The organism is Bacillus sp. AL-1R (assembly GCF_052180195.1).
Lineage (GTDB): Bacteria > Bacillota > Bacilli > Bacillales > Bacillaceae_G > Gottfriedia.
In genome coordinates this window covers 3,140,474-3,153,612 of sequence record NZ_CP197469.1, presented here as the reverse complement: position 1 = coordinate 3,153,612, position 13,139 = coordinate 3,140,474, and the positions used below count along the sequence as shown (strand labels likewise).

Annotated in this window: 13 protein-coding genes; all 13 read left to right on the top strand. The window is 34.5% G+C overall.

Annotated elements, in window-relative coordinates; genetic code table 11:
- Positions 1-44 precede the first annotated feature (44 nt).
- The 13 genes from ACSBO6_RS15135 (at position 45) to ACSBO6_RS15075 (ending at position 13,027) form a co-directional block, all read left to right on the top strand.
- Positions 45-782: an IclR family transcriptional regulator gene (locus ACSBO6_RS15135; protein WP_498843619.1), complete on the top strand. Its 738-nt coding sequence runs from the start codon at positions 45-47 to the stop codon at positions 780-782.
- A gap of 374 nt (positions 783-1,156) precedes the next feature.
- Positions 1,157-2,527, top strand: a complete 1,371-nt coding sequence (locus tag ACSBO6_RS15130; protein WP_498843618.1) for a PTS transporter subunit EIIC — start codon at positions 1,157-1,159, stop codon at positions 2,525-2,527.
- 211 nt (positions 2,528-2,738) lie between these two features.
- Entirely contained in the window at positions 2,739-3,716 is a 978-nt protein-coding gene (locus ACSBO6_RS15125; RefSeq protein ID WP_498843617.1) for an ABC transporter ATP-binding protein, read from the top strand.
- Positions 3,713-4,516 (top strand): ABC transporter permease, encoded by an 804-nt coding sequence (locus tag ACSBO6_RS15120; protein WP_098846601.1) that lies wholly within the window; start codon positions 3,713-3,715, stop codon positions 4,514-4,516. Before ACSBO6_RS15125 ends, ACSBO6_RS15120 begins: the two co-directional genes overlap by 4 nt.
- Positions 4,517-4,520: 4 nt before the next feature.
- A complete protein-coding gene (locus ACSBO6_RS15115) occupies positions 4,521-5,303 on the top strand; it encodes an ABC transporter permease (RefSeq protein ID WP_498843616.1) in 783 nt (260 codons plus the stop codon).
- A 584-nt stretch (positions 5,304-5,887) separates the two neighbouring features.
- Positions 5,888-6,295, top strand: a complete 408-nt coding sequence (gene mutT, locus ACSBO6_RS15110) for an 8-oxo-dGTP diphosphatase MutT (RefSeq protein WP_498843615.1) — start codon at positions 5,888-5,890, stop codon at positions 6,293-6,295.
- 109 nt (positions 6,296-6,404) lie between these two features.
- Positions 6,405-6,800: a VOC family protein gene (locus ACSBO6_RS15105; RefSeq protein ID WP_098846598.1), complete on the top strand. Its 396-nt coding sequence runs from the start codon at positions 6,405-6,407 to the stop codon at positions 6,798-6,800.
- 221 nt (positions 6,801-7,021) lie between these two features.
- Complete coding sequence (mreC, locus tag ACSBO6_RS15100) at positions 7,022-7,762, top strand: rod shape-determining protein MreC (RefSeq protein ID WP_098846597.1); 741 nt, start codon at positions 7,022-7,024, stop codon at positions 7,760-7,762.
- An 81-nt stretch (positions 7,763-7,843) separates the two neighbouring features.
- Entirely contained in the window at positions 7,844-8,587 is a 744-nt protein-coding gene (locus ACSBO6_RS15095) for a MurR/RpiR family transcriptional regulator (protein ID WP_098846596.1), read from the top strand.
- A gap of 335 nt (positions 8,588-8,922) precedes the next feature.
- A complete protein-coding gene (locus ACSBO6_RS15090) occupies positions 8,923-9,603 on the top strand; it encodes an RraA family protein (protein ID WP_098846595.1) in 681 nt (226 codons plus the stop codon).
- 55 nt (positions 9,604-9,658) lie between these two features.
- On the top strand, positions 9,659-10,969 hold the full coding sequence (locus ACSBO6_RS15085; RefSeq protein ID WP_098846594.1) for an MFS transporter: 1,311 nt from the start codon (positions 9,659-9,661) through the stop codon (positions 10,967-10,969).
- A 42-nt stretch (positions 10,970-11,011) separates the two neighbouring features.
- Positions 11,012-12,196, top strand: coding sequence for an aminotransferase A (locus ACSBO6_RS15080; RefSeq protein ID WP_498843614.1), 1,185 nt, complete (start codon positions 11,012-11,014; stop codon positions 12,194-12,196).
- Positions 12,197-12,373: 177 nt separating this feature from the next.
- Entirely contained in the window at positions 12,374-13,027 is a 654-nt protein-coding gene (locus ACSBO6_RS15075) for a GntR family transcriptional regulator (protein ID WP_098846592.1), read from the top strand.
- The last annotated feature ends 112 nt before the right edge of the window (positions 13,028-13,139 follow it).

The following is a 13,139-nucleotide window of genomic DNA, read 5'->3' as shown; positions in this document are numbered from 1 at the left end:
AGACTCCCCAAGATAAGAAGTGAAGAGTCATAGGAGTTATGATCATGGTCCAATCTATTGACCGAGCTATGCTTATTATTGACACCTTAAATTCGGATGAATCCAAAATGAATTGGCAAATCACTGAATTAGCGGAAAAAACATCACTATCTCTCGGTACGCTTCACCGATTACTAAACTCTTTAATAAAACACGGACTAGTTGTACAAATACCAGAAACGAAGCATTATAAATTAGGGTATAAATGGATGGAGCTTGGCCTCCGTCAATTGGATAAAATGGATTTCAGATTAGTAGCAAGACCAATAATGGAACGTTTGGCGAGTCATGTAGAGGAAAGCATCTATTTAAATATTGAAAGTGGTATAGATGGAATTGTGATTGATAAAATTGACAGTCCATTAAAAATTAGAATTGCTGAAAATCTCGGTATCCGAATTCCACTACATATTGGTGCTCCCAACAAAACCATTCTTGCTTATATGAAAGAGTATGAAATTCAAAAAGTACTAGACCAACTTAATCTAACACCTAATTCAGAATCAAGTTTAAAACAACAACTAATTGAAATCAGACAAAAAGGGTATGCAATTAGTCAAAGTGAAAAAACAGAAGATACAGCGGCGATTGCGGCTCCAATTACAGGGTACAACAACAAAATACTCGCTGCATTAAGCGTGAATGTACCAGGATTTCGATTTACTCAGGAACGTATTCCATTCTTGATCGAAGAAGTAACAAAAGCAGCGGAAGAAATCTCAAAGAAAATAGGGAAGATCTAGGTGATAATTGGCGCGTTCCACTAAAGGGATGCGTCTATTTTTTTTATAAAACTATACTTGATAGGGAGTCACCCTCTACCATTCAAATTATAATACTTCCATTTACTATTTTTTCCTATTAATACCTTGTCATAAAAGCGAAATCATTTGCGTAAAATTTAAATGAAATTTCAAAAACTTTAATATTAAATTTGAAATTATGTTTATAGTAAATAACCTATAAATATTACTTTTTAAGCTTTAGATTCCTGTAATAAAAGGGAGGGGATCAACCATTTGAAAAACTATCAATCTTATAGCAACGACTATACTCATAAAGGAGTTAGATAATCTTTTAAACTAATAAACTTGTTACTTTAAAAGGAGATGTAAAGATGGCAAAGGGGATTAGCAAATACTTATTAATGGCCGAACAATTATTAGGGCATTTGGGAGGAGTGGAGAATATCTCTGCTTCCACTCATTGTATGACAAGACTTCGAGTAGCCTCAAAGAATCATTCAAAGGTAGACATTGAGGCGATCAAAAAGACAGAAGGAGTTTTAGGAGTTGTAGAAGAAGAAACAATTCAAATCATACTCGGACCTGGTGTTGTAAATAAAGTTGCCGAAGAGTTTGATAAACTGCTTGCAGCTGCAGATGATTTTGATCTGAATGATGTAGCTTCAAAAAACAAATCAGAGATTGATCGAAGGAATGCAAAACCGTTTAAACTGTTTTTACGTAGAATCGCAAGTATTTTTATTCCGTTAATTCCTGCCCTTGTTGCTTCAGGATTAATAACCGGTATTACAAAAGCAATTGTTCAAGCGGAATGGCTTGCAGCAGATTCAAAATTAGCCATTATTTTAACCGTGATCGGATCGGGGCTGTTTGCTTATCTTGGAATCTTAGTCGGAATAAACGCAGCAAAAGAATTTGGTGGATCACCAGCACTTGGCGCACTCGCTGGTATTCTTGTCATCAACCCTGCAGTTGCTGATATCTCTTTGTTTGGGAACAATCTTCTTCCTGGACGTGGAGGGTTAATTGGAGTTCTTTTTGCAGCAATCTTCATCGCTTTAGTTGAAAGGCAAGTAAGAAAATTTGTACCGCAATCTTTAGATATTATTCTTACTCCGACTATCGCATTATTAATTACAGGAATCGTGACCTATCTAGTATTTATGCCGGTTGGCGGTTTTGTATCAGATGCGATCACAAAAGGTTTATTAAATGTTCTTGATTATGGAGGAGTTGTAGCGGGATTTGTGCTTGGTGCAACATTCCTTCCACTAGTCGTTACCGGGCTCCATCAAGGTTTGACGCCAGTTCATCTTGAATTAATTAACTCGATTGGAGATGACCCATTACTACCAATTCTTGCGATGGGTGGAGCGGGTCAAGTAGGAGCAGCGTTTGCAATTTACTTTAAAACGAAGAAAAAAAGCTTAAAACGTGCGATTGGTGGGGGACTCCCATCAGGAATGCTTGGAATCGGTGAACCATTAATTTTTGGTGTAACGTTACCGCTTGGACGTCCATTCTTAACGGCCTGTTTAGGGGCGGGAGTCGGTGGTGCATTCCAGGCTCACTTCCATATCGCTACAATTGCAGTCGGTGTTTCAGGCCTTCCACTATCGTTCTTAGTTCATACGAATCAGATTTTATTATACTTAACCGGAGTGGTTATCTCTTATGTAGCTGGATTTATTTTTACTTACTTATTTGGATTTAAAGATGAAATGGCAGCTGAATTCAAGTAAACCAACTTTAGCATGTTTGGTACAGACCAATTATTTTTATAGGGTCTAGATGACTAAAAAAGGATGAAATGAATTGATTTCATTCTTTTTTTGTTGCCTTAATCATCTATTTTCAAAAATTACCGAATAAACTGAAAAAAATATTGACGTGCTGATCGTATGATGATAGTATTTTTCTTCCAGTCTAAAAAAGTGATAGGAGGCGAAAAAATTGATTACAGTAGATGGTTTAAGTAAATCTTTCAAGGTTGCGAAGCGTTCTTCAGGACTTAGGCAGGCAGTGAAGGGGCTTTTTTATCGAGAGCATACGATTGTTGAAGCGCTAAATGATATTTCCTTCTCTATTGAACCGGGGGAAATCGTCGGATATATCGGTCCGAATGGCGCAGGGAAATCTACGACGATAAAAATCATGAGCGGAATATTAGTTCCAGATCGAGGGACGTGTAACATAATGGGATACACCCCGTGGAAGGAAAGAGCTTCCTATGTTAAACAAATCGGTGTTGTTTTTGGGCAACGGTCTCAATTATGGTGGGATGTACCCGTCATAGACTCGTTTGAGCTTCTCCGTGATATTTATAAAATTCCTCAAAACGAATATCAAGATAATCTTGATTTACTGATTGAAACCCTTGATTTACAAAGTCTTATTCATTCACCTGTACGACAATTAAGCTTAGGACAGAGGATGCGTTGTGAGATCGCAGCATCATTGCTACATAGTCCTAAAATTTTATTTTTGGATGAACCGACAATAGGGCTTGATGCTGTTTCAAAGATTGCTGTACGCGAGTTTATTAAGAGGATCAATAAAGAAAAGGGCGTTACCGTCATTCTTACGACGCATGATATGAATGATATCGAAGCTTTAGCTGATCGGGTTATTTTGATTGGTAAAGGGAGCTTATTGTTTGATGGGAACTTGGATGATTTGCGAAAACATTTTGGAACGCATAAAACGATTACAGTAGATTACCAAGAGGACCACAATCCATTTAAAATCCCTGGAACTACAATGATTTCATGGTCCCCAAAACGGGCAATATTAAGTTTAGATACTGAACAAGTAAAAATATCTGATGTGATTTCCAGTTTATCCAGTAAAGTTGATCTACTCGATGTGACGATTGAAGCACAACCAATTGAAGAAATTATCGTAGGTCTCTATAAGGAGTTTCAAATATGAAGCCTTATGTATCTGTACTAAAACTACGATTATTGAACGGAATGCAATATCGTTCAGCAGCATTGGCTGGGGTTGCAACACAGTTTTTCTGGGGATTTATGTACATCATGATTTTTGAAGCTTTTTATAGTCAAACTGTACAATCTCAACCACTTTCTTTAAAAGAAATCATTACATATTTATGGTTACAACAATCCTTTTTAGCATTCATCATGCTTTGGTTTCGTGATAATGAGCTTTTTGATTTAATTACAACTGGGAATATCGCATATGAACTTTGCAGACCATGCGAATTATACGGATTTTGGTATTCAAAACTTTTAGCCCAACGCTTGTCGAGTGCAATTCTAAGGTGTTTCCCAATCCTTTTAGTTGCTTTTCTTTTACCTCAACCTTATAAAATGACGTTACCACCAAGTGTCTTTACCTTTGTGTTATTTTTACTTGCCCTGATTTTTGGCTTACTTCTTCTTGTTTCAATTTCGATGTTCATTTATATTTCGGTATTTGTGACAATGTCTCCTATTGGCTCCTTGCTACTGTTTGGGGTTGTTGGAGAATTTTTCTCTGGATTAACAATTCCAATCCCACTCATGCCAGATTGGCTTCAGACCGTTGCTTATTTCCTTCCATTTCGTTGGACAGCAGATTTCCCGTTTAGGGTTTATTCCGGAAATATTCCTCAAACTGAAGCAGTGATTGGGATCGTCATCCAAATTATTTGGTTAGTTTTACTTATTTGGCTTGGAAGAATCGCTTTTAATAAAGCTTTACGAAGAGTCGTGGTCCAAGGAGGTTGATGCTATGGGACTATATTTTAAATATCTTCTTATTCTCTTTAAATCGCAAATGGAATACCGCACATCTTTTTGGCTTTTAACGATTGGTCAGTTTTTAATCCCGTTTTCGATGTTTGCGGGTCTTTATTTTTTGTTTGAACGTTTTGGACAAATTAAAGGATGGACTTTCTACGAGGTTGCGCTTTGTTTTGCGATTATCCACATGGCATTTGCCCTAAGTGAATGTTTTGCTCGAGGATTTGATAATTTCTCCAGCCTTATTGTTAGTGGTAACTTTGATCGAGTACTTGTTCGTCCAAGAAGTACAATTGTTCAAGTTATGGGCTCTAAATTTGAGTTTAATAGAATTGGTAGATTAATTCAGAGCTTAATTGTTTTGATCTGGGCGATTAGTAGTCTTTCGATTGATTGGAGCAGTATGAAAGTGATTACGCTTTTATTAATGATTATCAGCGGGGTTTTTATATTTACCGGAATCTTTATCCTTGCAGCCACAATGTGTTTCTGGACAATTCAAGGTCTCGAAGTGGTTAACATTTTCACAGATGGCGGAAGAGAAATGGCGCAATATCCATTAAATATTTATCAGAAATGGATCACAAAATTCTTTACATTTGTTATTCCTTTCGGATGTGTCAATTATTTACCTTTAATGTACATTCTAGAGAAAACGGATGGGAAAGCGTATCTATATATGTTATCACCGATAGCGGGTATCATTTTTATAATACCTTGTTTACTAGTTTGGCAAATTGGAGTGAGACATTATCGATCGACCGGTTCGTGAAATTTAGAGGAGCAATCCCTTTTAAGGGTTGCGTTTTTTATTGATGGAAACGGAAGAGAATAAATCATAAAATCGTCATATTTTATTTTTATTGGGTAATAGTAATCTAGTATCGTATGATATAAATCAATATTGAAGTTGAAACAGTTAAACATACGCTAAAAGTGACTATCAATCTTGCAAGATTTTTATTTTTCCAATCATCATAGCTAAAAATTATAGTTGATAAAGCGAGGACAACTTGATACCAGATAGAAATTTTGAAACTACCTTCTTTAATTAAAAAAATGTTTCCTATTATGATAGTAGGTATCCAGAGTAAAAAAATAATTTTTGATTTTGTGTTAGAGGTTTCATTGTCATTTTCCTTTAATTAATATGGTTGTAACTACATCGCAAAAAGGTTACTGTCATGATCATTTTTTCATCGGATTTTTATTAAGATAATTTCATGTTAGCAGAGAAATATACTCTTTTTACGAACAAATAATGAATTATATTTGAATTTATTAGATATGTTGATTTGTTGTTATTTAACTTAAGCAAATAATAAATATATAATTGAATAAAAAGGAAAAAAATCAATGAAAAAACAAATTAAAGTAGTAGGAGCTGTCATCCGAAACGATCAAAACCAAATACTATGTGCTTTACGTTCACCTGAGATGAGCATGCCAAATTGCTGGGAGTTTCCAGGTGGAAAAATCGAGAAGAATGAGAAACCTGAAGAGGCATTGATCCGTGAAATTATGGAAGAATTAGGCTGTGAAATAGCTGTATATGAATTAGTTGAAGATGTCATTCATGAGTATCCAAATATCATTGTAAATTTGATAACGTATGAAGCTAAGATTATAAGCGGTACGCCAATAGCTAATGAGCATACGAAGATAGAATGGAAAGACATTTCGGATTTAACAAAACTTGAATGGGCTCCAGCTGACATTCCTACAGTTGAAAAATTGGTTAGTTTGATGTCGAATAACTGCTAAAAGTATTAATTTGAATAGTTTTCCATAGCCCATATAATTATAAATAGGCAACTAAAGTGTACATACTAGATGAGTTAAAGAAAATTCTTGTAATACATAGGAGGAAAATATGGGAAGATTGATTCATTTCGAAATTCATGTTGATAACATGGAACGTGCAAAGAAGTTTTATGGAGAAGTATTTGATTGGAAGTTTGAAGATTGGAGTGAATATGCAGGAATGCCATATTTCGGTGCAGTGACAGGCGATGAGGGCCAAATGGGAATTAATGGTGCCCTAATGCAACGCCAAAGTCCTCCTCCTCAAGCAAACCAGCCATTAAATGGATATGCCTGTACGATGGGAGTAGGAAATTACGACGAAACGGAAGCTAAAATTATTGAAAACGGTGGCAAAGTAGCAATGCCTAAATATGCATTGCCTGGAATGGCATGGCAAGGATACTTCATTGACACTGAAGGAAATATTTTTGGAATTCATCAACCTGATGCTAATGCTAAGTAATAATATATGGGTTCGATGAATAATTTAACAGTTTGACTTATCCTTGATATCGAAGAAGAGAACAATTTAAAGTTGTTCTCTTTTTTTTGCGTTTCTTCATAAAAGTAATTGAATGGACATCGGAGAATCTATTAAACACAAAATTGCCACATTACTCTAATTCTCTGGAATATTTTTCATGTTATCCTAAAAATAAAAACAAGTAAGAAAAGGATAAACCGATGAAAAAAATATTTTTTATTACGGTGTTAATCGCCATTCTTATGACAAGTGGCTATCTATTCTCAAAAACCAACACATTCAACAGTCACACGAACAATATAAAAGAATTACTCGAATTAAAAAAAGAAAATGATGAATTAAAAGATAAAATGAGCAATGAAACATCTTTAAAAGCAAGTATTACAGAATTGACGAATGAAAATAAAGAATTAAACATGCTAAAAGAAAGACTACATAAAGAAAGTCAAAAATACAAAGCTGATGTAGCAATCGTTACAAAAAGAAATTTTGAAACTTGGGACAGCTTTGTTGAAATTAATAAAGGCTCTAATAATGGTGTGAAAATAAATACAAATGTAATGACAGCACAAGGTCTATTAGGTAAAGTAACCGAAGTCTCCGAGAATAGTTCAATTATAGAATTGTTAAGTGCAGTGAAATATAAAACATATATTTCAGTCCAACCAAAAAGTAATCCTCAATTACAAGGTCTGATTAAAGCAATAGATGAGAAAACGGGCTATTTAGAAATGACTCTTTTTAATGAAAATAATAAATTGAAGGTTGATGAAATCATTGTAACCTCGGGTCTAGGTGGAATCTATTTACCAGGTATTGAAATAGGTAAAGTAAAGGAAATTAAATATGATAATTTAGGCTTAAATCAGACGGCTTATATTGAACCTTTATATGATTTAAACGATTTAGAGTACGTTATTTTGTTGTTAGGAAAAAAATAAAAGGAATGAACAATGAAAAAGAGAACAGTGTTAGAGTTGTTCTCTTTTTTTTGCATAAATAAAAAAAGTAGGTGTATGTAAATGTTAACATTCCAAGAAAGGATACAAAAATATGAATATCAGCTAAACGATACGGAAGATCAAATAGTTGAGTTCATCCTTGATCACAAAGAGGAAGTTATTAGCTATTCAATTCAAAATTTAGCTGCTCAGCTATTTACGGTTCCAAATACGATTACGAGATTATCCAAAAAATTAGGTTTTGATGGATATTCCCAGATGAAAAATAGTTTAAAAGAAGAAGTAATTCAGCAAGATCAGTTTAAAGAGGAAGGTAGCCTTACATACAACATACAGAAAACAATTGGTCTGATTGATCAAAATACGCTTTCTATTACGGCAAGATTGATCCATGAAGCAAGTAGAGTACTTTTCTTTGGTGTAGGAGATACTGCGCCATTTTGTGAGATGATGATTAAAAATTTGAAAGTAGTCGGTAAAAAGTCGGAGTATTATTTCCATCGTCATGATGTCTTATATGAACTGTCTAAATTTGATCCAGGGGAGAACAATTTACTTTTTTTAATTTCTTTATCAGGAGAAACGGCCCAAGTTTTGGATGTAGCTGAGTTGGCGAAGCAAAAAGGAGTTAAATTAATTTCGCTTACGCATTTTAGTAAAAATACACTACAACAAACTGCCGATGTGAACTTGTTTTGTTATTCGCCGAGTAAAAAAATTAATGAATACAATATGACAGATAAAACTCCTTTGCTTTTAGTTCTTAGAGCCTTATCGGAATTTTACTGGAAAGCCTTAAATTGATGAATAGTATGTAAACTAAAAAAATACTAGGAACTGTGTAAAAATAAGAAGTTTCCCGCTTCTTATTTTTTTTATATTTAACTATTTTAATAAGGTTAATCTAAATGTTTTAATCTCGGTAAAAATAACGATAAAAAATATGTCGAATCTTGATTAATTTATTTAATATTCAAAATATTCATTTACACGTATCTCTTTTCATGGTTATAATGTATTTGTATCCGGTGTTTGTATTTGTATACAATCCAAGGAAGGGGCACTAGATTAGATCTCTTTTTAAGGTTTTACGTGTATTTACTTATTAAAAGCTAATGAAAGAAAGGGGTAAAAGTTAAGTGATTAAAATTGTTTCAGAGATTGATAGACCAGATCCGAATGTCATCAAAGAATTGGAAGCGATTTCACCTAGTGATTATGGACACAGTATTAATTTTCAATTGATTAGTGCACGAAAAATTAAGCCTTTATTTCCGATTGACGGTTTTTTTGCAGGGCCAGCTATTACTGTAAGAATTCCTCCAAATGATGGTTTATTAATTAACAAAGCATTAGATTTAGTAAAGCCCGGTGATGTTGTTGTCATCGATATGAATGAAGAAGAACGTTTTGCTTGTTGGGGAGAAATTACTACGAAATTGGCTATGGAAAAAGGGGCTATTGCAGCGATCATTAATGGGCCAGTGACAGATACAAAAATGATTATTGATTTACAATTTAAGGTCTTTTCATACGCGATTTCACCTTTAACGACTAAAGTTTATAGTATTGGTGGCGATGTGAACATACCAGTTTGTATTCAATCTTGCATTATTAATCCAGGGGACATTATTGTCGGTAGTAATGATGGATTACTAGTAGTACCAAAAGACCAAGCATTAGATTATCTCGAAATTGGCAAAAAAGAACAGGCAGCAGACAATCAACGTCGTCAAGATTTGGAACAATTAGGTGCAGAGAATTATTTACGCCGTTTCGATCCTTTATGGGAAAAGATGGTAGAAAAGAGTAAAAGTTAATTAGTTTTAAAATGACTACTGTTTCTTAATTAGATCCAAAAAAGGAGAGGGTATGATGGGGAAATTAGCTGTTGACAAACAATTAGACACTTCAACTGTAAAAGAAAAAAAATTAGGTTTGCGTTGGGGACTTGCTTTTATTTTTTTCATTATAGGATTTATTGCGTATATGGATCGTTCTAATATTTCGATTGTAGCTGTGCCGATGATGAAAGATTTAGGATTGGATAAAGTTCAATTTGGACTATTATCTTCTCTCTTTTATTTAGGCTATTGTTTTTCACAAATTCCTGGAGGGATGTTAGCTGAAAGGTTTGGCGCGAGGAATATCGTGACAATTGCGGTTGCGTGGTGGTCGTTATTTACAACTTTAACAGCTGCATCTGTTAACTACGTTGTATTGTGCATCGTCAGATTTTTCTTTGGAGCTGGTGAAGGACCGATGTATCCAGGAAATGCTGTTTTCAATTCATATTGGTTCCAAAAACATGAAAAAGGTCGTGCTTCAAGTGCGTTATTGGCTGGTTCGTTTTTTGGTCCAGTTATTGCGCCTGGGATATCAGTTGCTATTATGGCATGGTTTGGTTGGCACGGAGTATTTTACATATTTGGTGTAGTTGGCGTTGTTGTAGCTTTACTATGGTATTTTGTTGGACGAAATAAACCAGAAGAGCACCCATGGATTTCTGAAAGAGAAAAAGCACTTATTATTGAAAACCGTAGTATTTCAAGCAGTAAGAAAAAAACAGCCCCTTGGAAACAATACTTAAAAAATTATCGATTTTGGGCTGTAGGAGTACAATACCTTGTTGTAATTTATATGAATACATTCTTTTTAACATGGTTGCCAACTTATTTAATGGAGGCACGTAATTTTTCATTAAAAGAAATGGGATTAGCGGCAAGTTTCCCTTGGTTAGCAATTTGTTTTTCTGTTCTAATTGGTGGTGCTATTTCAGATAAAATTTTACAAAAAACAAACTCTCGTATGATTGCACGTGGAGGAATGGCCATTTTAGGATTCGCCTTTTTCATTTTAGGACTATATCTTGCAGCTTACTCGGTTACTCCTTGGTCAAATGTTCTTTGGTTGACAGTAGCACTTGGTGCATTAGGACTTCCAATCGTTGCTTCATGGGCTATAGCGAATGACATGGGTCAAGAATTCTCAGGTTCTGTTAGTGGTTGGATGAATACTTGGGGAGCAATAGGGGGGATCACATCTCCAATTATTTGTGGATGGTTTGCACAAGAAATGGGATGGAATATCACTTTATTAATCAACATTATTCCTGTCGTATTTGCAGCAATCTTATGGTTCTTTATCAAGCCAGATCGACCATTAGTTAAGTTAGAAACTAAGTAGGAATCATTCCAAGATTGTAAATCGAAAAGAAGGTGTGTAACGATGGAAAATTTACTAAATAAAAGCGTAACAGCACTTCAGGTTCCAGGGATTAGAAAATTTTTTAACATGGTTGTTGATTATCCAGATGCGATTAATCTTACACTTGGCCAGCCTGATTTCCCTACACCTGAGCATATTAAAGAAGCTGGAATTTCAGCAATAAAACAGAATTATACAGCATATACGGAAAATGCTGGATTACTTAGCCTAAGGAAAGCAGCTAGCGATTTTCTGTATAAAAAATACAATCTTTCCTATGATGCTGCTAGAGAAATCATTGTGACAAACGGCGCTACAGAAGCACTAGATTCAGCTTTTCGTACAATTTTGAGAGAAGGGGATGAGGTCTTACTCCCTGCTCCTATTTACCCAGGCTATGAACCACTGATCGAAATGTGTGGAGCCATCCCTGTCTATATAGACGTGACTCAAAATAACTTCAAGATTAATGCTGAATTGATCAAGCGTCATATGACAGAAAAGACTCGTTGTTTAGTTCTTTGCTCACCATCTAATCCTTTAGGTAGCGTGCTAGATTATGAAGATCTTAATAAAATAGCTTTGCTTTTGAGAGAGAGGGATATTTTCGTCGTTTCAGATGAAATATACAGTGAACTGACTTACGATAAAAACCACTATTCAATCGCTTCTCTACCAGGTATGTGGGAAAAAACAATTGTGATTAATGGTCTTGCTAAATCACATTCAATGACAGGGTGGAGAATTGGTTTCACATTTGCTCCAGCCTACATTTCTGAGCAAATGCTAAAAGTACATCTTTATAACTCAGTCTGTGCTAGCACGATTAGTCAATATGCTGCAATTGAGGCACTTACAAATGGCATAAATGACGCGAATCAAATGGTTGTGGAATATCGACAAAGAAGAGATTATGTTTGTGAAAGATTAATGAACATGGGATTTGAAGTCATCAAACCTGAAGGTGCTTTTTACGTATTCCCTTCTATTAAAAATACAAATATGAAATCATTTCAATTTGCGTTGAAATTATTACAGGAAGCAAAAGTAGCGGTCGTACCGGGTGATGGATTTTCTAAATATGGAGAAGGATATGTAAGAATCTCGTATGCTGCTTCGATGGAAATGCTCGAAAAAGCATTAGATAGAATGGAGCAATTTATGCAATCTAATTTTAATAGAAAGAAAGCGGTAGAGGAAGTTTAGTAGAGTGTGAGTATCGAATCGAATAACGCTCTTTTTTAATAGGTAATTATTCTTTAGAAGATATTTACATTCCCTACATCATGATATAATCAAACTATGTTGTACTTTTGTACATCATAGTTTGACTCTTATTGTTTAAGAGAATCTTAAATGGATTAATGTTAAAGGGAGATAGGTATGAAAAAATTAAAATCTGCTGGTTCTTTATCTGATCAAGCGTATGATGTTATAAAAAATGCCATTATTAATAATGAAATAAAACCACTGGAATACTTAATTGAAGAGCAAATTGCCGAAAAATTAGGAATAAGCCGAACTCCAATTAGAACAGCGTTAAAAAAGTTAGCTTATGAAGGTTTAGTGGAAATGGAAACAGCCAAACATACAAGAGTTCGAATGATCTCTGTCGAAGAAGTACAAGAGTACCAAGTTGTTAGAGAATCATTGGAGCCTTTAGTAGCTAAACTTGCTTGTCAAAGCATTGATAGTGAGCAATTAGCATTCTTAAAAGATATTTGCAATCAACAGCAAGAAAGTATCGATGAAAAAGATTATAGTCAATTTATTAATTTAGATACCCAGTTTCATTGTTACCTTGCTGAATTTACAAATAACCATAAATTAAAAGAGTTTATTTCATCTCTTCGTACGAATTTACAAAGATATTTAATCCTGACAAATACAATTCAATCTAGCGCACCGGAAGCTGTTAAAGAACATTATCAAATTTTAGATGCCCTAGAAAGAAAAGATTCAACTGAAGCATCAGAATTAATGTTAAATCATATCAAAAATGTTTCAAAACGATTTTTAATAAAGCCTGTAAAATAAATGCTCCCACTTGAGCAACTTGACAACAAGATACAATGCCTACCAAAGAAATTTAAATACAAGTATATGCAAACGCGTTATCAAAATTGTTAATTCTAAATGGATGGGGAGA

What these genes read in the sequence shown, in the direction of transcription:
- ACSBO6_RS15135 (WP_498843619.1), top strand. Translation starts at nt 45, where the DNA reads ATGGTCCAATCTATTGACCGAGCTATGCTTATTATTGACACCTTAAAT.
- ACSBO6_RS15130 (WP_498843618.1), top strand. Translation starts at nt 1,157, where the DNA reads ATGGCAAAGGGGATTAGCAAATACTTATTAATGGCCGAACAATTATTA.
- ACSBO6_RS15120 (WP_098846601.1), top strand. Translation starts at nt 3,713, where the DNA reads ATGAAGCCTTATGTATCTGTACTAAAACTACGATTATTGAACGGAATG.
- ACSBO6_RS15115 (WP_498843616.1), top strand. Translation starts at nt 4,521, where the DNA reads ATGGGACTATATTTTAAATATCTTCTTATTCTCTTTAAATCGCAAATG.
- mutT (WP_498843615.1), top strand. Translation starts at nt 5,888, where the DNA reads ATGAAAAAACAAATTAAAGTAGTAGGAGCTGTCATCCGAAACGATCAA.
- ACSBO6_RS15105 (WP_098846598.1), top strand. Translation starts at nt 6,405, where the DNA reads ATGGGAAGATTGATTCATTTCGAAATTCATGTTGATAACATGGAACGT.
- mreC (WP_098846597.1), top strand. Translation starts at nt 7,022, where the DNA reads ATGAAAAAAATATTTTTTATTACGGTGTTAATCGCCATTCTTATGACA.
- ACSBO6_RS15095 (WP_098846596.1), top strand. Translation starts at nt 7,844, where the DNA reads ATGTTAACATTCCAAGAAAGGATACAAAAATATGAATATCAGCTAAAC.
- ACSBO6_RS15085 (WP_098846594.1), top strand. Translation starts at nt 9,659, where the DNA reads ATGGGGAAATTAGCTGTTGACAAACAATTAGACACTTCAACTGTAAAA.
- ACSBO6_RS15080 (WP_498843614.1), top strand. Translation starts at nt 11,012, where the DNA reads ATGGAAAATTTACTAAATAAAAGCGTAACAGCACTTCAGGTTCCAGGG.
- ACSBO6_RS15075 (WP_098846592.1), top strand. Translation starts at nt 12,374, where the DNA reads ATGAAAAAATTAAAATCTGCTGGTTCTTTATCTGATCAAGCGTATGAT.